At 55.3% G+C, this 18,466-nt stretch carries 25 protein-coding genes; 15 read left to right on the plus strand and 10 right to left on the minus strand.

The genetic code is table 11. From position 1 onward, the window contains the following. Position 1 precedes the first annotated feature (1 nt). From GOX61_RS20205 to GOX61_RS20230, 6 genes are read left to right on the plus strand one after another with little or no spacing between them, the layout of a single operon-like run. Positions 2-274, plus strand: a complete 273-nt coding sequence (locus tag GOX61_RS20205; RefSeq protein ID WP_155146712.1) for a flagellar biosynthetic protein FliQ — start codon at positions 2-4, stop codon at positions 272-274. After that, a complete protein-coding gene (locus GOX61_RS20210; RefSeq protein WP_170336646.1) occupies positions 274-984 on the plus strand; it encodes a flagellar hook-basal body complex protein in 711 nt (236 codons plus the stop codon). The genes GOX61_RS20205 and GOX61_RS20210 overlap by 1 nt, the downstream gene beginning before the upstream one ends. Before the next feature lie 24 nt (positions 985-1,008). Further along, a complete protein-coding gene (gene flgG, locus GOX61_RS20215; RefSeq protein WP_170336648.1) occupies positions 1,009-1,794 on the plus strand; it encodes a flagellar basal-body rod protein FlgG in 786 nt (261 codons plus the stop codon). Next, positions 1,794-2,210 carry a flagellar basal body P-ring formation chaperone FlgA gene (gene flgA / locus GOX61_RS20220; protein WP_170336753.1) on the plus strand — a complete coding sequence of 139 codons (417 nt, stop codon included), beginning with the start codon at positions 1,794-1,796 and terminating at the stop codon, positions 2,208-2,210. The genes flgG and flgA overlap by 1 nt, the downstream gene beginning before the upstream one ends. A gap of 2 nt (positions 2,211-2,212) precedes the next feature. Then, the gene (gene flgH, locus GOX61_RS20225) at positions 2,213-2,941 is read left to right on the plus strand and encodes a flagellar basal body L-ring protein FlgH (RefSeq protein WP_155146708.1); all 729 of its coding nucleotides are present in this window, start codon (positions 2,213-2,215) and stop codon (positions 2,939-2,941) included. Between the two features lie 9 nt (positions 2,942-2,950). Continuing rightward, positions 2,951-3,484, plus strand: coding sequence for a flagellar basal body-associated protein FliL (locus GOX61_RS20230; RefSeq protein WP_170336650.1), 534 nt, complete (start codon positions 2,951-2,953; stop codon positions 3,482-3,484). A 42-nt stretch (positions 3,485-3,526) separates the two neighbouring features. Here GOX61_RS20230 and GOX61_RS20235 read toward each other — a convergent pair whose 3' ends face one another. From GOX61_RS20235 to GOX61_RS20270, 8 genes are all read right to left on the minus strand, one after another. Continuing rightward, positions 3,527-3,922 (minus strand): hypothetical protein, encoded by a 396-nt coding sequence (locus tag GOX61_RS20235; RefSeq protein WP_170336652.1) that lies wholly within the window; start codon positions 3,920-3,922, stop codon positions 3,527-3,529. Then, positions 3,919-5,007 carry a flagellar type III secretion system protein FlhB gene (gene flhB / locus GOX61_RS20240; RefSeq protein WP_170336654.1) on the minus strand — a complete coding sequence of 363 codons (1,089 nt, stop codon included), beginning with the start codon at positions 5,005-5,007 and terminating at the stop codon, positions 3,919-3,921. Before flhB ends, GOX61_RS20235 begins: the two co-directional genes overlap by 4 nt. After that, entirely contained in the window at positions 5,004-5,774 is a 771-nt protein-coding gene (locus tag GOX61_RS20245) for a flagellar biosynthetic protein FliR (protein WP_170336656.1), read from the minus strand. Before GOX61_RS20245 ends, flhB begins: the two co-directional genes overlap by 4 nt. Then, complete coding sequence (gene flhA / locus GOX61_RS20250; RefSeq protein ID WP_170336658.1) at positions 5,771-7,858, minus strand: flagellar biosynthesis protein FlhA; 2,088 nt, start codon at positions 7,856-7,858, stop codon at positions 5,771-5,773. Before flhA ends, GOX61_RS20245 begins: the two co-directional genes overlap by 4 nt. Positions 7,859-7,867: 9 nt before the next feature. Next, the gene (locus GOX61_RS20255; protein WP_367646990.1) at positions 7,868-8,572 is read right to left on the minus strand and encodes a lytic transglycosylase domain-containing protein; all 705 of its coding nucleotides are present in this window, start codon (positions 8,570-8,572) and stop codon (positions 7,868-7,870) included. Between the two features lie 72 nt (positions 8,573-8,644). Further along, the gene (locus tag GOX61_RS20260; protein ID WP_155146700.1) at positions 8,645-9,073 is read right to left on the minus strand and encodes an Lrp/AsnC family transcriptional regulator; all 429 of its coding nucleotides are present in this window, start codon (positions 9,071-9,073) and stop codon (positions 8,645-8,647) included. Between the two features lie 56 nt (positions 9,074-9,129). After that, a complete protein-coding gene (locus tag GOX61_RS20265) occupies positions 9,130-10,449 on the minus strand; it encodes an MFS transporter (protein ID WP_170336660.1) in 1,320 nt (439 codons plus the stop codon). 3 nt (positions 10,450-10,452) lie between these two features. After that, positions 10,453-10,716: a metal-sensing transcriptional repressor gene (locus tag GOX61_RS20270; protein ID WP_155146697.1), complete on the minus strand. Its 264-nt coding sequence runs from the start codon at positions 10,714-10,716 to the stop codon at positions 10,453-10,455. 132 nt (positions 10,717-10,848) lie between these two features. Between GOX61_RS20270 and GOX61_RS20275 the strand changes: the two genes are divergently transcribed. From GOX61_RS20275 to GOX61_RS20305, 7 genes are all read left to right on the plus strand, one after another. Then, a complete protein-coding gene (locus GOX61_RS20275) occupies positions 10,849-11,463 on the plus strand; it encodes a ribonuclease D (protein WP_170336662.1) in 615 nt (204 codons plus the stop codon). Further along, positions 11,460-12,428 (plus strand): KpsF/GutQ family sugar-phosphate isomerase, encoded by a 969-nt coding sequence (locus GOX61_RS20280; RefSeq protein ID WP_170336664.1) that lies wholly within the window; start codon positions 11,460-11,462, stop codon positions 12,426-12,428. The genes GOX61_RS20275 and GOX61_RS20280 overlap by 4 nt, the downstream gene beginning before the upstream one ends. 12 nt (positions 12,429-12,440) lie before the next feature. After that, complete coding sequence (gene lptC / locus GOX61_RS20285; RefSeq protein WP_170336666.1) at positions 12,441-13,040, plus strand: LPS export ABC transporter periplasmic protein LptC; 600 nt, start codon at positions 12,441-12,443, stop codon at positions 13,038-13,040. 3 nt (positions 13,041-13,043) lie between these two features. Further along, on the plus strand, positions 13,044-13,535 hold the full coding sequence (locus GOX61_RS20290; RefSeq protein ID WP_170336667.1) for an LptA/OstA family protein: 492 nt from the start codon (positions 13,044-13,046) through the stop codon (positions 13,533-13,535). Beyond that, complete coding sequence (gene lptB, locus GOX61_RS20295) at positions 13,535-14,293, plus strand: LPS export ABC transporter ATP-binding protein (RefSeq protein ID WP_155146694.1); 759 nt, start codon at positions 13,535-13,537, stop codon at positions 14,291-14,293. The genes GOX61_RS20290 and lptB overlap by 1 nt, the downstream gene beginning before the upstream one ends. Before the next feature lie 252 nt (positions 14,294-14,545). After that, a complete protein-coding gene (gene hpf / locus GOX61_RS20300; RefSeq protein WP_039541074.1) occupies positions 14,546-15,109 on the plus strand; it encodes a ribosome hibernation-promoting factor, HPF/YfiA family in 564 nt (187 codons plus the stop codon). 60 nt (positions 15,110-15,169) lie between these two features. After that, positions 15,170-15,634, plus strand: coding sequence for a PTS sugar transporter subunit IIA (locus GOX61_RS20305; protein WP_170336670.1), 465 nt, complete (start codon positions 15,170-15,172; stop codon positions 15,632-15,634). A 71-nt stretch (positions 15,635-15,705) separates the two neighbouring features. Here GOX61_RS20305 and GOX61_RS20310 read toward each other — a convergent pair whose 3' ends face one another. Then, a complete protein-coding gene (locus GOX61_RS20310) occupies positions 15,706-16,221 on the minus strand; it encodes a CAP domain-containing protein (RefSeq protein WP_155146690.1) in 516 nt (171 codons plus the stop codon). Positions 16,222-16,380: 159 nt separating this feature from the next. On the opposite strand from GOX61_RS20310, the gene GOX61_RS20315 reads away from it, so the two are divergent. Next, entirely contained in the window at positions 16,381-16,980 is a 600-nt protein-coding gene (locus GOX61_RS20315) for a L,D-transpeptidase (RefSeq protein WP_155146689.1), read from the plus strand. A 139-nt stretch (positions 16,981-17,119) separates the two neighbouring features. Beyond that, complete coding sequence (locus GOX61_RS20320; protein WP_155146687.1) at positions 17,120-17,302, plus strand: hypothetical protein; 183 nt, start codon at positions 17,120-17,122, stop codon at positions 17,300-17,302. Between the two features lie 73 nt (positions 17,303-17,375). Here the strand turns inward: GOX61_RS20320 and hemH are convergent, their stop codons facing one another. After that, positions 17,376-18,425: a ferrochelatase gene (gene hemH, locus GOX61_RS20325; RefSeq protein WP_170336672.1), complete on the minus strand. Its 1,050-nt coding sequence runs from the start codon at positions 18,423-18,425 to the stop codon at positions 17,376-17,378. Between the last annotated feature and the right edge of the window lie 41 nt (positions 18,426-18,466).

The following is an 18,466-nucleotide window of genomic DNA, read 5'->3' on the forward strand; positions in this document are numbered from 1 at the left end:
AATGCTGAGCGAGGGTCTGTTTTATGACATCGTGCGCCAGGCACTGTGGGTTGCGGTTATAACGTCTGTCCCGATCCTGGCGGTCGCACTGGTCTCGGGTTTGGTTGTGGGTTTGTTTCAGGCTCTGACTTCAGTTCAGGAAATGACACTGACCTTCGTGCCAAAGCTGATCGCCATCGTGATCGTGTTCTGGATTTCGATGGGCTTCATGACCCAGACCCTCGTCACTTTCTTCACATCGACAATCATCCCACTCATCGCAGGAGGGCGCTGATGGACACCGCCTATGTCACCTTGTCCCGACAATCGGGTCTCATGAATGAAATGCGGCTGGTGGCGAACAACATCGCCAACGCAAATACGACCGGTTACCGGCAGCAGGGGCTGGTCTTCTCGGAATTCATCCGGGACATGCCCGATAACCCCTCACTGTCCATGAGCCGAGCAGAGGCGCGCAATACTTCGTTTCAGCAGGGCGTTTTGACCGAGACCGGCGGACAATTCGATTTCGCGATCGAAGGAGATGGTTTCTTCATGATCGAAACGCCCTCTGGGAACCGCCTGTCGCGGGCCGGCAGCTTTTCCCAGAACGCCGAAGGCGATCTGGTGACAATGGACGGTCACCGTGTGCTGGACAGCAATGGAGCCCCGGTTTTCATTCCACCTGATGCGGCATCAATCGATGTCGGCAGCGATGGAACGTTGAGTGTGGACGGCCAGTTGTTGGGCCAGATCGGTGTGTACCAGGTGGCTGATCTCAACGAACTGGTGCGCGAAGGCAGCACCCAGTTTCGGCCTCAGGGTGATGTGGAGCCTGTCGAGCAGCCGGTCGTTCTTCACCGGTTCCTCGAAGGATCGAATGTCAACGCCATCAAGCAAGTGACCCGCCTCGTCGAAATACAGCGCGCCTACGAGCTGGGGCAGAGCTTTCTGAAATCCGAAGACGACCGGGTTCGGGGAGCATTCAAGGCCCTGATGCGCTGATCAGAAAACACAGGAGTACACCATATGCGTGCCTTGAAAATTGCCGCGACCGGCATGACCGCACAGCAGATGCGGGTTGAAACCATCTCGAACAACCTCGCGAATATGAGTACCACGGGTTACAACGCCCGGCGCGCTGAATTTGCAGATCTGCATTACCAGCAGATGTCCCGAGCCGGAACTGTCAACGCCAACGACGGGACGGTTTTGCCGACGGGCATTCAATTGGGGCTTGGCGTCCGGCCTGCTGCAGTAACGGTACAGCTGGCTCAGGGTGCGCTGACTGCGACCGGGAGCGATCTGGACATAGCGATCGAAGGCCGTGGATATCTGGAGGTCAGTATGCCCAATGGGCAGCCCGGCTATACCCGCGATGGCAGTCTGAAGCGATCAGCTGAGGGGTTGATCGTGACGTCAGATGGATATGCTGTTGCACCGGAAATCACGATTCCGGATGACGCCCGATCCATCTCGATCAATGCCTCGGGTGAGGTCTACGCATATTTCGCCGACGCCGCTGAAGGACAGCTGTTGGGCGAGCTGACACTGGCCAGTTTCTCGAACGCCAAGGGTCTGGAGGCGGTCGGCAGCAATCTGTTCAAAGAGACCGAGGCATCCGGTGCGCCGGTGGTCGGTACTCCGGGTGAGGACGGGCTGGGTACGTTGCGTCAGGGTTACCTGGAGGGCAGTTCCGTTGATGCCGTGCGCGAATTGACAGAGCTGATCGAAGCGCAGCGAGGTTACGAAATGAACTCAAAGATCATTTCAGCCGTCGATCAGATGATGGGTGCCACAACGCAGTTAAGATGATGCAAATTCTGTTCCTGATAGCTCTGCTTCTTGTACCGATGATGGTTCACGCTGACATAGTCGTCTCGGTCCGTACCATTCGCGCCAAGGAAGTGATTTTGGCGTCTGATCTGGAAATCAAATCAATAGCTGTAGAGGGGGCGGTGGCGGATCCGGGCATCTTGGTAGGGAAGGAGGCCCGGGTTGCTTTGTATCCCGGTCGGCCCATTCGGGCAGCGGATGTCGGTCCGCCGGCAATCGTAGATCGCAACGATCTGGTCACTCTGGTTTTTGGCCGGGCTACGCTATCGATTACGGCCGAAGGCCGCGCCCTTGGTCGAGGTGCAGTGGGCGAGCGCATCCGGGTCATGAATCTTTCATCCCGAACCACAATCACAGGTCGCATTCGGCCTGACGGGCAAATTGAGGTTAACTGAAAATGAGATTTACCAAACTTACGATATGCGCCGTGCTTGCTGTCTCTGCTTGTGGTCGCCTGGATCACCTTGGCAAACCCCCCAGCCTGACGCCGAACACGGATTCACCCGAACATGTTGCAATGCTCTGGCCCGGGCTGCCATTGCACACGCAACCTCAGCGTACAGTCGACCGATCATCGCTATGGAGTGGGGGTCAACACTCGCTCCTTGGTGATCAGAGGGCAATCAAAAAAGGGGATATCATGACGGTCGTGATCGAGTTGGACGAAAAGGCTGAGATCACGAATGATACAAACCGGTCTCGTACCGGGTCAGAAAGCCTCGCTGTGCCTGAGCTGTTTGGGTTGCCGCAACGTGCGGCTGATCAGCTACCAAACGGGGCATCACTGGACGAGGCAGTTTCGATCGATTCTGCTTCGGTCAGCAAGGGCAAGGGATCAGTCAAACGCAAAGAAAAGCTGACGCTCAGAGTGGCAGCCACGGTGATCGATGTACTGCCCAATGGGGTCCTGTCGATCGCCGGATCGCAGGAGTTGCGAGTGAATTTCGAGCTTAGGGAGTTGTTGGTCTCGGGTTACGTCCGGCCCGAGGACATCTCGCGTCAAAATGAAATCACCTATGACAAGATCGCGTCTGCCCGGGTGTCCTATGGCGGTCGTGGACAGATCACAGATGTCCAGCAACCGCGATATGGGCAGCAGATACTTGATACAGTGTTGCCGTTCTGAGGTGCCGATGTGATCAAGAAACTAGTTCCCGTAGCTTTCCTTCTGGTTGGTTTGGCCGTTGGTGTTGGGGTCGGAGTGTTTTTAACGCCTGCCCAGAAAGCCGATGCTGAAAAAGGGTCACAAGATTCAGAGTACAAAGAGGCCAAGGGCGAAGATAAGTCCAACGCCAAAAAGCTAGATTCCGACCCCAAAAAATCGATGGAAAAGTCAAAGACTGAGGATTTTGAGTATCTGAAGCTTACCAAGCAGTTTGTTGTCCCGGTGGTGAACAGCGAAGAGATATCGGCTCTTGTGACAATGTCGGTCAGCCTGGAAACTCGTCCGGGTATTTCCGAAGCGTTTTATGCCGTGGAACCAAAATTGCGGGACAGCTTTCTTCAGGTGCTGTTTGATCATGCAAATACAGGCGGGTTTGACGGCAATTTTACCCATTCGGACAATCTGTCTGTTCTGAGAAAATCCCTGCTGGAAGTCGCGCAAAAGGATCTGGGCGATGACGTGTCACGTGTTCTGATCATGAGTGTTAGTCGGCAGGACACATGAAACTTTAGTCGGCGGATTATCATAATGCGCCGACTGGAGATTTCAGAAGTACAGTTGCTCCAATAGAGCCCTCTGTTGCAGGCTCTGGTGTTTCTTTCGAAGCCGCTGGGAAAGGCTGGCAACCGCCTGCTTCTTACCAAACGCCAGTTTCAGCGCATCCATTGCTGTAATTTTTTGGGAACGGTTTCGGGCCAATTCCATATTGAGCTGCCGCCGTGTGGCGGACTCCCAACTGCCCCAAAGAACATCTGTTCCTGTGACTCGGTAACCATCAGTGTCAGAGCAGCCTGCGCGCACCTCTGCTACCTGAGCGTCTAGATTCGAGAGCTGTTTCTGTATGTGGGCTTCGGCTTCCAAAAGCGGCCGAAGCTTCTGGTATTCTCTCTGAAAAGCAGCGTCTGTCACGGCTGCAAGATTTGTGATGTTCACCTTCGTCATCTGATTTGACCTTTGGCACGTTTACGCATCGCTTCGGCAAACCGAATGGCGGCAGCGACCGGGCGATAGTGCTCCTCCGCGATCTCTTGCCCGATCTCGACGGTCGCGTGTATCGCCCGCGCGGTAGGGGGATCGGAATGGATCGGAACACCCGCTTCTCCGGCCACAGCACGTATCGATGCCGCGACTTCGTCAACGCCCTTGGCGACACAAACAGGCGCAGACCCAGTTGCTCGTGACCATTTCAGCGCAACCGCGTAGTGAGTTGGATTGACGATAATCACATCGGCCTTTGGCACATCGGCCATCATCTGGTTCGTCGCGATGTCCTGGGCTCGTTGGCGTCGTTGTTGCTTCATATGCGGATCACCTTCGGCATCCTTGGATTCATCCTGAAGCTCTTTTCGGGACATACGGTTCTTCCGCATGTGTTCCGAGTATTGCCAGAGATAATCTACCACACCGATAATCAGAGCGACTGCAATCACAATGAATAAGAACCGGAACAGCAGGTTCATCATCAGCAGGATCGAGGATTTTGCCGGGGCGGCAGAGGCAGACAATATGTCCGTAAGGTTGGATCGAAGAAAAAGCGTCAGGCAGGTGCCGTAGATGAGCAATTTGACGAAACTCTTGGCGAATTCGAAAAGACCGCCGCGTCCAAATTTGTTTTTGGCATTCGAGGTGATTGATATGCGGGACAGACGTGGTTTGAGTTTGCTCGGCGCGAAGATCAGGGCGCGCTGTGCGATCAGGCTTAGTAAAACTGCGGAGGCCGGTAGGGCGAACAACACCGAAACCGGAAGCAGAGCTGCCGACAACAATCCGCCGACGGGCCCTGCTGCGGGACCAGTCGTGATGAGCGATGATATTTGATGTGATTGGTCAATTAAGACCACAAACACCGCGCCCAATTCCTGGGCTGCATATGATCCGGCGGTTAGCAGGGCAATCAGCAATCCAGCATAGCTGGCAACAACAGACAGGTCATTGGATTTGGCAACCTCACCCTTTTCGCGGGCTTTCTGCAGCTTTTGCGGGGTGGGTTCAAATGACTTGTCGCTCTCGTCGTCTGCACCGCTCATGGAACACCTATTGGGTTGCCAAAAAAGTCGAACAAGGCATCGGACCAGACTGAAAGGATCAGCGGTGTTCCGGCAAACAGCAAAAACAGTCCTGCGAACGTAATTGCTGGAGCACCGACAAAGGCGACCATGAGTTGTGGCATGGCCCGGTTAATCACGCCGAGCGCAAGATTGTAGATCAGCGAAGCAATCACAAATGGTGTTGCCAGAGCAAAGGCCAGTCCGAAGCTGCGCGAAACTTGCATCACTCCCCAACCAGACAGATCGGGTGCAGGTAGCACTGTGCCCATCGGAAACAGCGTATAGCTATGGATCAGGAACTGGGCTGCGCGAATGTGTATGCCCAGCAAAGCTGCCAGCGCCAGTCCCGCGATCGTCAACAGATATCCCATGGCTGGTACGGGTTCGACTGCCGCCCCACCAAGGATCTGGGACAGAGATGTTGCCTGTGCTGCAATGGAGCCGGCGGTTTGCAGGGCCAGAACGAACAGCCGCAAACCCATGCCCAATGCCAGACCGGTCAATATCTCGCTTCCGATCAAAGTGATCATGGACCAAAATGCGGGCGTGATCTCTGGGGTCTGCAGAGCAGGCGCAACGATAATGGTAAAAGCAGCAGCGATGCCGAGTTTGACGCGCACAGGGATGCTTCGTTCGCCAAATGTTGGGAGGAGCGAAACCAGAGCTGAGACGCGCAGAAAAACAGCAAACATCTGCCATAAACCTTCGCCCAAATGCGCAAGCAACTCAGGTGGTATGGCGATCATGCAGGAACGGTTCCAACCAGGGCGGGTCGCGCTTCGAGTCCGATCTCTTCAAATGAGAGAACCGGGTTTGAAACACCCCGTGCGTGCATGATTGTGCGCAGTAACCTGCGGCGTCGGGTCGATGTCACCAGCGCAGGAAACAGCCCGTTGTCAGCCGAATGAGCGACGCTGCTGACAACGCCATCTGCGAGTTTGTTAAACAGGTTCGGCGGCAGGGCTACGTCCAGCCCGGCATTTGGCGCATCGATCTGATAACTGGCAAATGTATCCTCCCATTCCGGGGCCAGCTGGATCAGGGGGATCGATCCATCTTCGCGCTTCATGTCAGACACCAGTTGAAAGCCCAGCCGTTGCCTTACCAATTCACAGATTGCTTCGGGCTGCGTTGCTGTCAGACGGGCTTCGGCTATGCTTTCCAGAATCAGCGCCATGTTTCGTATGGACACCCTCTCCTCAAGCAGCAGTCGCAGAACCGCGTGCAGGGTATCGATTGGAACCTTGTCCGGGATAAGTTCATCCAGAAGTTTGCGATTGGCCTCGGCGCGGATCGGGTCACTGAGACGTGTCATTTCCGACAAAAGCTTGCGCAGTGATTTCAGGGTTAGCAGACGCGGGAAATTCTGTTTGATGATCTCAAGCAGGTGGGTGGCCAATATCTCGGGCGGGGTGACAATGGTTGCACCGCTCATTGCTGCCGCCTCTTGGTCTTTGGGCAGAATCCAGCGGGCGGGGGCGCCGTAGACCGGTTCAGTTACATCATTTCCTTCCGGCAACAGATCCAGATCATCCTGAACCAGCGCCAACACAAGATCAGGATTCAGAACTCCTCGTGCCTGTTCAACTCCCTGCACCCGGACCACATAAGTGCCCATTGGCAGATCCGCGCGATCCGTCAGGCGTATCTCGGGCAGGATCAGGCCAAAGCTCGAGGCAACATAGGTGCGCATGTTGGCGATACGTGCGTCCAGACCGGTGCCGGGATTCAGAACCATGCTGACCAGATCCGGTGCGAATTCCAGATGCACATCATCCAGATCCAGAATGTCACCTATCGCCTGAGAGACCGGCGCGTCCGCTTCCGACGAGGGGGTCTCGGCCACAGCCTGAGCGGTTCTCTGTTTCTGATAGACGTTATAGGCAGCGTATCCCAATACGCTTGCGCCAAGGATGAATGGCAGAAACGGCAAACCGGGTACCAGCGCAAACAGCACCATCAGGACCGCGACAGTCCCTAGCGCAGCGGGATGTTTGCCCAGTTGCGAAAAGATGGCATTGTCTGTTGCCCCCTGGGTGCCACCCCGCGCCAGCAGCAATGCGGATGCGATTGATATAATCACCGCCGGAATTTGAGAAACCAGACCGTCACCCACGGTTAGAATAGCGTAGGTTTCAAAGGCTGAAGTGACCGGCATTCCGTGCACGATCACGCCCATCACCAGCCCCATCACCAGATTGAGCAGCGTGATCAACAGTCCCGCGATTGCATCACCTTTGACAAATTTCGATGCGCCATCCAATGAACCGAAGAACGTGGTTTCCTGCTGCTCGCGTTCCCGACGTTCCTTGGCCTGTTGATGGTCAATGGCCCCCGCAGACATATCGCTGTCGATGGCCAGCTGTTTGCCGGGCATACCATCCAGCGCAAAACGGGCACCAACCTCGGCCATACGGGCCGCGCCCTTGGTTATGACCATGAAATTCACGATCAGCAGCACGCCGAATACAACCAGCCCCAGAAAGATGCTGCCGCTCATGACAAACTGAGCAAAACCTTCGATGACGTCGCCAGCAGCATTTGGTCCGGTATGCCCCTGACCGATGATCAGTTTGGTAGAAGAAACATTCAACGACAGACGCAGCATCAGAGACGCCAACAGGATCGTCGGAAAGGAGGAAAAATCCAGTGGCCGTTCAATGAACAAGGTCAGCGTAAAGATCAGGATCGCCAGCGCGAATGAGGCCGCAAGGCCAACGTCCAGAACCCAGGCGGGCATCGGCAGAATCATCATGACGATGATCGTCATCAATGCCAGTGCCAATAAAACAGTGGGCGAGAACAGGGAACGGGCGTCGATGCGAGGCACGTAAAGCTCCTAGTTGAAAGCGATAAAGGCGGAGGCCGATCCGGCGGTCGGAACCAAAGACCCAAGCGGGCGCTGCTGTGATTGAGGCTGCGCTGGGTGAAGAGGGATCAGGGGTGCAGCAGCAGCCGTGAACGGATCGCGACTGCTGCCCCTAACGTGCGTTGGCAACGTGCCATCCAATTGCGCCAGAATAGTCTGAAAACGGGCCGAATATGCATCGGCAAGTTCTGGTGTTCGGGAGTGATAGGCTCCTGCAGCGGCCGGCCAAGATCCAAGCTCGATATAAAGCTGCTTGAGGAACCGCGCCGCATAAGTTGCATTCTTATCCGGATCGAACATCGCATCAATCGAACGGAATGCTTTGCCATGCCAGCGGTAGTTGATCTGGAAGCAACCAACATCGAAACTGCGCGCACCGGATTTGAAGACTTCAAAGAGATAGGACTTGGCTTCGATCTCGGTGTTGAACCAGAAGCCCCTGCCGTTCAGATTGACTGTCCATGGCCAGGGTTGCAGATGATCATCCCGCATACGCCCGGTTTCGACCCGGGTGATCGCCTGCAGGATTTCGAGTGGTACACCTTCTGAGCGTGCAGCGCGCTGGGCGGCCTGATCACAGATCCCGCCAGTTCGGGCATCTGGCATGGCAAAGGCCACATGTGCCACCAACGCTTGCGAGAAAATCAGGAGAAGTGGGAATTTGATATCTGGCATTCTGCCGGTCCGGGATTCTGATCGATCCCGGACAAACTAGCCAGCTATCGGTTTACAGACGGTTATCGCGTCTCAGCTTCGATCGATGCGACGACCGAATACGACGCTGGTATTCGTGCGCAGGACGCCTGGGATTTTGGCTAGGTCGTCAACCAGAATGTCCAGATCTTCGATCCGAGGCGCCTCTGCCGACAGCAGCAGGTCAAACTCGCCATTGATCGAGAGGCACAGCTTGACCTCCGGGTAGGCCTCAAGCCGTTTGATGATGCGAGTGGTTTCTTTCTGCTGGACTTCCAGCAAAACGATGACCTGAACCTTTGGTGTATCCTCGGCCTGACGCAGCTTTACTGAATAGCCCGCGATCACGCCGCGCTCTTCCATACGGCTGATGCGCTCATGAACGGTTGTTCGGGCAACCCCAAGCGTCGCGGCGATGCGGGTGGTCGAGTCGCGCGCGTTATGTTGCAGGGCGGCAATGATGCGACGGTCTAGCTGATCCATGAAAGCTCCGAGTCGGGCAGGGCGTAACCCGGTTTATGGCAGTTTGGCGCCTATGCTCAAGATTTGCGCGGATAGCTGGGGTGCAGATCATCGATAATAATAGGGTGTTCGTGGGTGGCTGAACCGGCCACATGTGGGTGATCCTTTGGAAGATCGGGGTGGTCATGCTGGACCGGACCATGATCAGTGCGCGGCCACGCGATCAGCGCGCCAAGAACCCCAAAGACTGCGGCGGTCGCCATCCAGGCCAAAGCAACAGTTGCACCATAACTGGTCATGAGCCACCCGGCCAGCGGATAGAGCACCAGCCAGCAGGCGTGAGACAGGGTGAACTGCGCGGCAAACACCGCCGGACGATCTTCTGCATGGGCCGAGCGGGTGAGCAAACGCCCGGATGGTGTCAGGGTTGTAGAGTATCCGAAGCCCACAAAGGCCCAGATCAACGTTAGCAGCATCAAAGAAACAGGAATTGCAGCCGCAAGCAGGGCCGCAATTGCCATAGCCGCAGTTCCCAGAGCTGCACCGGTCAGCATAACTTTGCGATCTTCTATTTTTTGCAGCAGTGGAGGCAGTGCAAAGGCCGCCAACATGGAACCTCCACCAAATCCGGCAAGTGCGACGGCGACGGCGCTTTCGGAGAGGCCCAGATCAGTGCGCACGATCACGACCGTGTTGACGATGACCATCGAACTCAGCGCTGCAGCACTCCAACTGAGGGCCAGCAAACCGCGCAGCCGAGGCGTTTTCAGATAAATGCGAATGCCGCGCGTCGTGCGGTCGTATATCCCGCGACGCTCTTTTGGTTTTGGCGAGGGGAATGTGACCGATACAACAAGCAGCGCCGAGGCGACAAAACCAATGCTGGTGCCCCAGAACAGGCTGTCAAAGCTGACCAGCAAGAGCAGCACCGCGGCCAGCATTGGGCTGAGCAGGCTTTCCATATCAACGGCCAGGCGGGACAGGGACAGCGCTTTGGTATAATCCTGCTCATCCGGCAGAACATCGGGGATCGTCGCCTGAAACGCAGGGGTAAATCCTGCAGAAGCGGATTGCAGTACAAAAATCAGAACATAGACCTGCCAGACCTCCGTGACGAACGGCAGGCAGACAGCAACCGCGGCACGCACAAGATCCAGCGCGACCAACACCTTACGTCGATCCAGTTGTTCTGCGAAAGCCGCCGCTAAAGGGGCGATTGTGACATAGGCCACCATTTTGATGGTCAAAGCTGTCCCCAGAACCATACCCGCAGCATATCCGGCCAGATCATAAGCCAGCAGGCCCAGCGCAATCGTGGCCAGTCCGGTTCCTGTCAGGGCGACAATCTGTGCCGCGAACAGATGACGATAGGTGCGATTTCTGAGAATGCTCAGCATTGGTTACAGGTACTTTGTGATGGTTTTGAAGTCGTCGATGCCGGAGCGGTCACTGTTGGTCTCGGGCGAGAGGCAGTGATCGATATGATCATGGATCAGAACACGCTTGGCATTGGTTATGGCTTTTTCGACCGCAAACAGCTGTTGCGCAATGTCGGCACAGGGCGCGTGATCTTCGAGCATCGCAATAACCTTGGCCAAATGCCCATGTGCACGTTTCAGACGCGCCGTGATCTGTGGATGAGATTCGTGTGTGTGGTTCGTCATGGGTTATCCTTATCCCCCCCATAGGGATATTGTCAATTCAGGCACGCTCAGTCGGCGGGCTTGTACTGAGAGCGTTGAGTTTATGGGCCAAACCTCCTATCTCGGGGTCGATACCGCACAAAGGAATTTTTCGTGGCCAACCACCTGTACAAGAATGACCTGCCGGATGGGCTGGATCTGGGTCCCGTCGTAGCCATCGATTGTGAAACCATGGGGCTGAACCCGCATCGGGATCGCCTGTGTGTGATCCAGATGTCGGGCGGTGATGGCAACAGCCACATCGTGCAGATCGAAAAGGGGCAAGCTGCAGCACCAAACCTGTGTGCCATGCTTGAAAATTCCAACGTGTTGAAATTGTTTCATTTCGGCCGTTTCGACATCGCCGCAATGTATCATGCGTTCGGCGCGTTGGCGGCCCCGGTTTATTGCACCAAGATCGCAAGCCGGCTTGTACGCACCTATACCGACCGTCACGGTTTGAAGAACCTGTGTCAGGAATTGCTGGGTATCGACATCTCGAAACAACAGCAGATGAGCGACTGGGGAGCTGAAACTCTGACAGATGCCCAGCTGGAATATGCCGCATCCGACGTTCTTTATTTGCACCGCCTGCGGGACGAGCTGAACAAACGTCTGGATCGTGAAGATCGGGCTGAGATGGCCCAAGCCTGTTTTGATTTTCTGCCGATGCGTGCGAAACTTGATCTCGCTGGCTGGCCCGAAACGGATATTTTTGCGCACTCATGACCGACAACGAGTCTTTTCTGAAAACCGCAAAGCAAGTCGTCACTGACGAGGCCCGCGCGCTTGATGCTCTTGCGGGCAGCCTCGATCAGGATTTTGCCGAAGCGGTGCAGATGATCCTGCAGGCTACGGGCCGCATCATCGTCAGCGGTATCGGCAAGTCTGGCCACATTGGTCACAAGATTGCTGCAACGCTGGCCAGCACCGGCACGCCTGCCTATTTCGTGCATCCGGCCGAGGCCAGCCATGGCGATTTGGGCATGTTGTCCAAGGGCGATGTTGTCCTCGCGATTTCGAATTCGGGAGAAGCGCCTGAACTGGCAAATCTGCTGGCCTTTACACGGCGTTTCGGAATTCCGTTGATCGGATTGTCCAGCAAGCCCGAAAGCACATTGATGAAACAGGCGGATGTGCATCTGCTGATCCCATCGATGGGCGAGGCCTGTGGGTTTGGCATGGTGCCATCCATATCGACAACACTGACGCTGGCTATGGGAGACGCCTTGGCCATCGCGTTGATGAAGTATCGTGACTTCAAGCCCGAGAATTTCCGGGATTTTCATCCGGGCGGCAAACTGGGCGCACAGCTCAGCAAGGTACGTGATTTGATGCACACCGATATTCCGGTCGTTCCGTCTGGCACGCCAATGAGCGAAGCCCTGCTGGTCATGAGCCAGAAGGGGTTTGGTGTTGTTGGTGTGACCGGCGAGAATGACCGCCTGTTGGGCATCGTCACTGACGGGGACCTTCGCCGCCATATGCAGGGGCTTCTGGATTTGACTGTCGATGAGGTCATGACAACTGATCCCCGCACAATCGGTCCCGACGAGCTGGCCGAAGGTGCGGTGGCATTGATGACCATGCAAAAACCGAAAATCACATGTCTGTTTGTTGTTGATCTCGCGTCCGGTGGTCGGGCCGAGGGCATCCTGCACATCCACGACTGTCTGCGGGTCGGTTTGGGCTGACGGGAGGCTGAGGTGGACCGTTATTCACGTATGGTGCAACTCCTCAAGGTTTTGCTGCCTCTGGCTGCAATCCTGTTGCTGTCCACTGTTTTTCTGCTGTCCAGAAGTATTGAGACTAATGTCTCTGTGCCCTTCACACAGCAGGATATTGACGCGCGCCTCGCGGACCAGCTGGTGACACGCCCCCACTATCGGGGAACAACCCGTAAGGGCGAGGACATTCAGGTCGAGGCTATTCAGGCAACACAGGGCACCAACGGTGATGTTCCGACAGCCACTGAGTTCACCGGCCGCTTTGGGTTATTGAATGGTGGAGTGATCACTCTGGATTCCAATACCGGCTCGATCCGTCCGGACAAGGGGACCGCCACTTTTGTTGGGGATGTGGTCATCACCACAACCGACGGCATCCGGGTGACGACTGATTTGCTGAACACATCGCTTGATGAAATTCGCGGCGACACACCGGGTCAGGTCGATGGAACCGGTCCAATCGGCAATTTTACGGCAGGCCGCATGACCTTCGGGACAGAAAAAAAAGACGGTCCGGTCCATATTCTTTTTACAGATGGCGTTAAGTTGGTATATGAGCCGGAAAAAGCAGAAAGATAACCTGTGTTTGATTTACGTGTAGTCCCAGTTTGCATTGCCCTGGCCTTTGGCGCGGTATCAGCGACCGCCCAGGAAACGCAGGTTGCGTTCGGTTCGGCCAAGGCCGACCCTACACTGCCGGTCGAAGTCACCTCTGAGACGCTCAACGTAAACCAGGAAGACGGTTCAGCCGAATTCATCGGCGACGTCATCGTTATTCAGGGTGAAATGCGCCTGACGGCAGAGCGGGTGCTGGTGATCTACAACGAAGGCCGATCTGCGATCGAACGCATGGAGGCCACCGAAAATGTGGTTCTGGTCAGCCCACCAGATGCTGCTGAAGGTGACTGGGCCGAATACACCATCGATTCAGGTGTGATTGTGATGAAAGGCAACGTGTTGCTGACGCAAGGGCCGAGCGTAATCAGTGGCGATCAGATGGTTGCGAATCTGACGTCGGGAACCGCAACCATGTCTGGTCGCGTGAAGACAATTCTTCAACCGGGTGGGAATTGATGAACCAGCCGAAATTGTCTGTCGCCGAAGGATCGTCCGGTCTGCGCATTGAAAAGCTGCGCAAGTCCTATCGCAAAAAGACGGTAATCCGCGACGTGACCATGACTTTGGATCGGTCCGAAGTCGTCGCGCTACTTGGGCCGAATGGCTCCGGCAAGACAACGACCTTTTATTCCGTAGCCGGCCTGGTCTTTCCCGAAGCTGGCACCGTCACGATCGACGGACAGAATGTGACTACTCTGCCGATGTACCGCCGCGCCCGTATGGGAATCGGATATTTGCCGCAAGAAATGTCGATCTTTCGCGGCATGAGCGTCGAAGACAACATTGCAGCGGTTCTTGATATCACGGTCAATCATGCGCATCGGCGCAAAGAGCGCCTAGAAGAACTGCTTTCGGACTTTTCAATCGAACATCTGCGTCGTGCTCCGGCGCTGGCTTTGTCTGGTGGTGAACGCCGTCGCGTTGAAATTGCACGCTGTCTTGCTGCAGATCCTAAATATCTGCTTTTGGATGAACCTTTTGCCGGTGTTGATCCCATCAGTGTCGGCGACATCCGGCATCTGGTGGCTGATCTAAAAAAGCGCGGAATTGGTGTTCTGATTACGGATCATAACGTGCGGGAAACGCTGGAAATTGTGGATCGCGCCTACATTCTGCATGACGGTCAGGTTCTCATGTCCGGCACACCGGATGAGGTGGTCGAAAACGAGAATGTGCGCCGAGTTTATCTTGGTGAAAACTTCAGAATCTCATAGGCTTGCGCGGAATTGCGCCGGTTGCATGGCGGAAATCGCGTATATACACACCTGTTTTGATTGACTCTTCCCTCGCCTCTTGGCTCAATTGGTGCATGGCATTTTTTCGGTTCCAGTCTGGATCTCGATGTCCCTTCTTCGAAGGGCAGGTCCGGAGACTACCACAAAAAATGTCGCTACCCCCCACCCGATAAAAACAAGTTCGTCACGTAACGTGACGTCAGAATGGGTGTGAATTGTGAAGGAGATCACATGCGTTACCAAATCAGCGGAAAACAGATCGACATCGGCGCGGCCCTGCAGACCCACGTGCAGACCGAGCTGGGCGAGGTCGTAGGCAAGTATGCCCAGCGGCCAACGGACGCCAACGTCGTCTTTTCCCGTTCAGCGCATGAATATGTATGCGAAACCACAGTGCATCTTTCCACTGGCCTGACGGCTCAGGCCAAGGCTCACGCAACCGAAATCTACGCAGCTTTCGAAGGGTGCTGCGACAAGATGGAAACACAGCTACGGCGCTACAAACGTCGGCTGAAGGACCATCATAAGGATCGTTCTGAGCCTGTTGAACTCTTCGGGGCCTCGTCATATATCCTCGCCTCTGACGAATCAGAGACGGCCGACGAACCCGAATCCCTGCAGCCAATGATCGTGGCTGAGATGGAAACGAAGATTCCATCGCTGAGTGTGGGTGAGGCTGTCATGCAAATGGAACTTGCAGGTGCACCCGTACTTGTGTTCCGGAACGAGAATAAGGACGGATTGAATGTCGTGTACCGTCGGGAAGACGGAAACATCGGCTGGATCGATCCTTAAGAGGCAAGGATAGCGGCGAACCCCCGCATATCAGCGGGGGCGTCGCCATGGAGCGTTATCATGGAGCTTTCGAGCATTCTGAAGCCCGAGGCAGTGCGTGTTCTGTCGGCCGCTTCCAGCAAGAAGCGGTTGTTTCAGGAAATCGGCGATGTCGCAGCAGGCACGCTTGGGCTTGAGGCACAGGAAGTTGTGGACAATCTGCTTGAGCGCGAAAGCCTCGGCCCGACTGGTGTTGGGCATGGGGTTGCGCTGCCGCACGCCCGTTTGCCGGGTTTGGAGTCTGTTGCCGGTGTCTTTGTGATGCTGGAAAAGCCAATCGATTTCGGCTCGGTCGATCGCCAGCCTGTTGATCTGGCATTTTCCCTGTTTGCGCCCGAGGATGCGGGTGTGGACCATCTGAAGGCGCTTGCATTGGTATCACGCACACTCAGAGATACTGCAGTTTGTGCAAAACTCAGGGCCAATCCCGATCCGGTGAAGCTCTACGCGATTCTGACGGCCGCGCAGTCCATGCAAGCCGCTTAATCACTGCCAAATATAAAAAAAGACCCCCTGTTTTATGGGGGTCTTTTTTTGTTTTAGGATATGAATTCAGATCAGCCGCCGCTTCCCATTTCCAGCGTCCACCAGATTTTTCCGCCGCTTTCCTGATGCCAGGCAAAACCCATCTGCGTGGCCTTCGGGTCCATGATGACTGCACGCGGCCCGGGCTCCTGCATCCAGGCGGCCAGCGTTTCGGTTTCTGTCTCATAAGTCTCCGAAATCGCTTCACCCAGGAAGGTGCCATAATATCCGGCGCGGGCGGCGCGATCGATCGGGGATGAACCATCCGATCCAAAGTGCCAAGGCCGGTTTTGTCGTGACATATCTTTGGCATGGGTTGCTGCGGCGGCGTTCAGTTGTGAATTCAGCTGTACGGACTGCAGACCGGAGGCCTGACGTAGCGCGTTGACCGAATCGAGCATGCGGAACTGGATTTTGTCCGGGTTGCCGCGAATCTTGTAGACGGTGGGCAGAGGACGACCATCTGCCCCCAATGCGGTGGTTCCGGTGTCCGTACATGCCGCCAGCGCGACAAAGCAAATAAACAGTAAAGAAACGATACGCGTCATGATGGGCCTGATAATTGTTTCGACAAGGGGAATAGCCTGCCTTAACGTTCGGAGCAAACGCGCAGTGCCTGAATCGTGCGTGATTCTGCCGGTTTGATTTGCGACTGAAGCATTCTGGCAATAAAATACATCAGATTTTATAACAAAGGACCGCTTGCCATGGTCAAAAAGAATATTCGTTCGACAACCCGCCGTGGTTTTCTCGCTGGCGCGTCTGCCGCCCTGGCGACGCCTGCCGTAGCCCAATATATTCCCGGAGATCCTCTGCGACCCGCGCCGGAAGCAGAGCCAGCGGTTCGCCGTAATGTATCGGGGTTCAGGGCGCTGGATTGGCAGCCTTACTTCTCGAACACCAACAATGGTGCAATTCTGGTCGATACCGTGTCGCGGGCTCTGCACTATTGGTCAGCAGACCAATCGACCTATAAACTTTACCCTTCATCGGTGCCTTTGACCGAGGAACTGACCCGCAGAGGGCGTACCAGCGTCATCCGCAAGGTCGAAGGTCCAAGCTGGTCACCAACGCCTTCGATGAAGAAGAGAAATCCGGAATGGCCCGACTATATTCCTCCGGGACCGGATAACCCCTTGGGAACACACGCTTTGTACTTGAGTTGGAAGTACTACCGCATCCATGGAACGCATGACACCCGCAAAATCGGGCGTCGGTCTTCCAATGGCTGCATAGGGTTGTTCAATGAAGACATCGCTGAGCTGTTTTCAATGGCGAAGGTCGGCACGCAAGTGTTGCTAATTTGACGACATTTTCGCGCACGAACCCGCTTGTGGCTCAAGTTGCAATTGCATTCCAACCGCATAGCTGATTAGAAAAAACCACGAGGTAAGTCTTGGGTGTGCGGTTCCGATTGTTGGAATCGCGCAAATTCTGGAGGTTAATATGAAGAAACTCGTTCTCGCCGCTGCACTGACCGCTGCTGCTTCGACCGCATCTGCTGGCAACCTGGAAGAGCCGGTTGTTGAGGCACCTGTTGTTGTTGAAGAAACTCAGGGCACATCGCAGGGCATCCTGCTGCCGCTGATCCTGCTGGTCGTAGTTGCCGCAGCTGTTGCAGCAAGCTAATTTGACGAGAGTCATCAAGAGAAAAGGCGGTGGAGTTTCCACCGCCTTTTCTTATTTCTGACATCTGGTTTGTTCAGTCCAGCCAGCCGCGCAGGTTATCTTCGACCACTTTGCCCAGTGCCGATATGTGGGCATCCTGATCGTTCAGGCACGGAATATAGGTGAATATCTCGCCTCCGGCCTCTTCAAAGCTCTCGCGAATCTCTTCGTTGATCTCTTCCAGCGTTTCGATGCAGTCGGCGGAAAAAGCAGGCGCAATCACCGCGATGTTCTTTTTCCCTTGCTTCGCAAGTTCAGCCACATGATCCACCGTGTAGGGTTTGAGCCATTCTTCCGGTCCGAATCGTGACTGGAACGTCGATACCAGCTGATCATCTGACCAACCCAGCCGTTCCTTCAGCAATCTGGAGGTTTTGACGCATTGGCAATGATACGGATCACCCTGTTGCAGGTATCGCTCGGGCATTCCGTGGTATGAGCACACCAGAATATCGGGCCTGGTTTCCATCCCGGCATAGGCTGTTTCGACGGATTGCGCCAAAGCATCGATATAAGCCGGTTCATCGAAATAAGCCGGAACCGTCCGGCTGGCAGGCTGCCAGGCCTCTTTCATCAAGGCGCGAAAGAACTCGTCATTTGCCGTTGCCGTCGTAGCCCCAGCGTACTGGGGGTACAGTGGGAAGAACAGAATGCGATCGCATCCTTCGGCAACCATTTGCCGAACCTTTGATTTGGTCGAAGGATTGCCGTAACGCATGCAGAAATCCACCAGCACCCGGTCCCCATACCGCTCCTGCATCGCTGATTTCAGCTTGGCGGTCTGATCTTTGGTGATGGTCATAAGTGGGCTTTCGCCCTTGTCGTGATTCCAGATCGATTTGTAGGCTTCGCCTGAACTGAATGGCCGCTTGGTCAGGATTATACCCTGCAGGATCGGCTGCCATTTCCAGGCCGGGTAGTCGATGACCCTCCTGTCGGAAAGGAACTCATTCAGGTATCGGCGCATGGGCCAATAGCTGTAGTCGTCGGGCGTTCCCAGATTTGCCAACAGGACACCAACGCGGCCCATCTTGATTTTGGGATGATCGGCTTTGGCGTGCACGGGGCGGGTGGCATCAAGCATAAGAAGCTTCCTGAAAATTAGGTTCGCACCTGAGATAAATG

Source organism: Ruegeria arenilitoris, from assembly GCF_013030265.1.
GTDB classification, from domain to species: Bacteria; Pseudomonadota; Alphaproteobacteria; order Rhodobacterales; family Rhodobacteraceae; genus Ruegeria; species Ruegeria arenilitoris_E.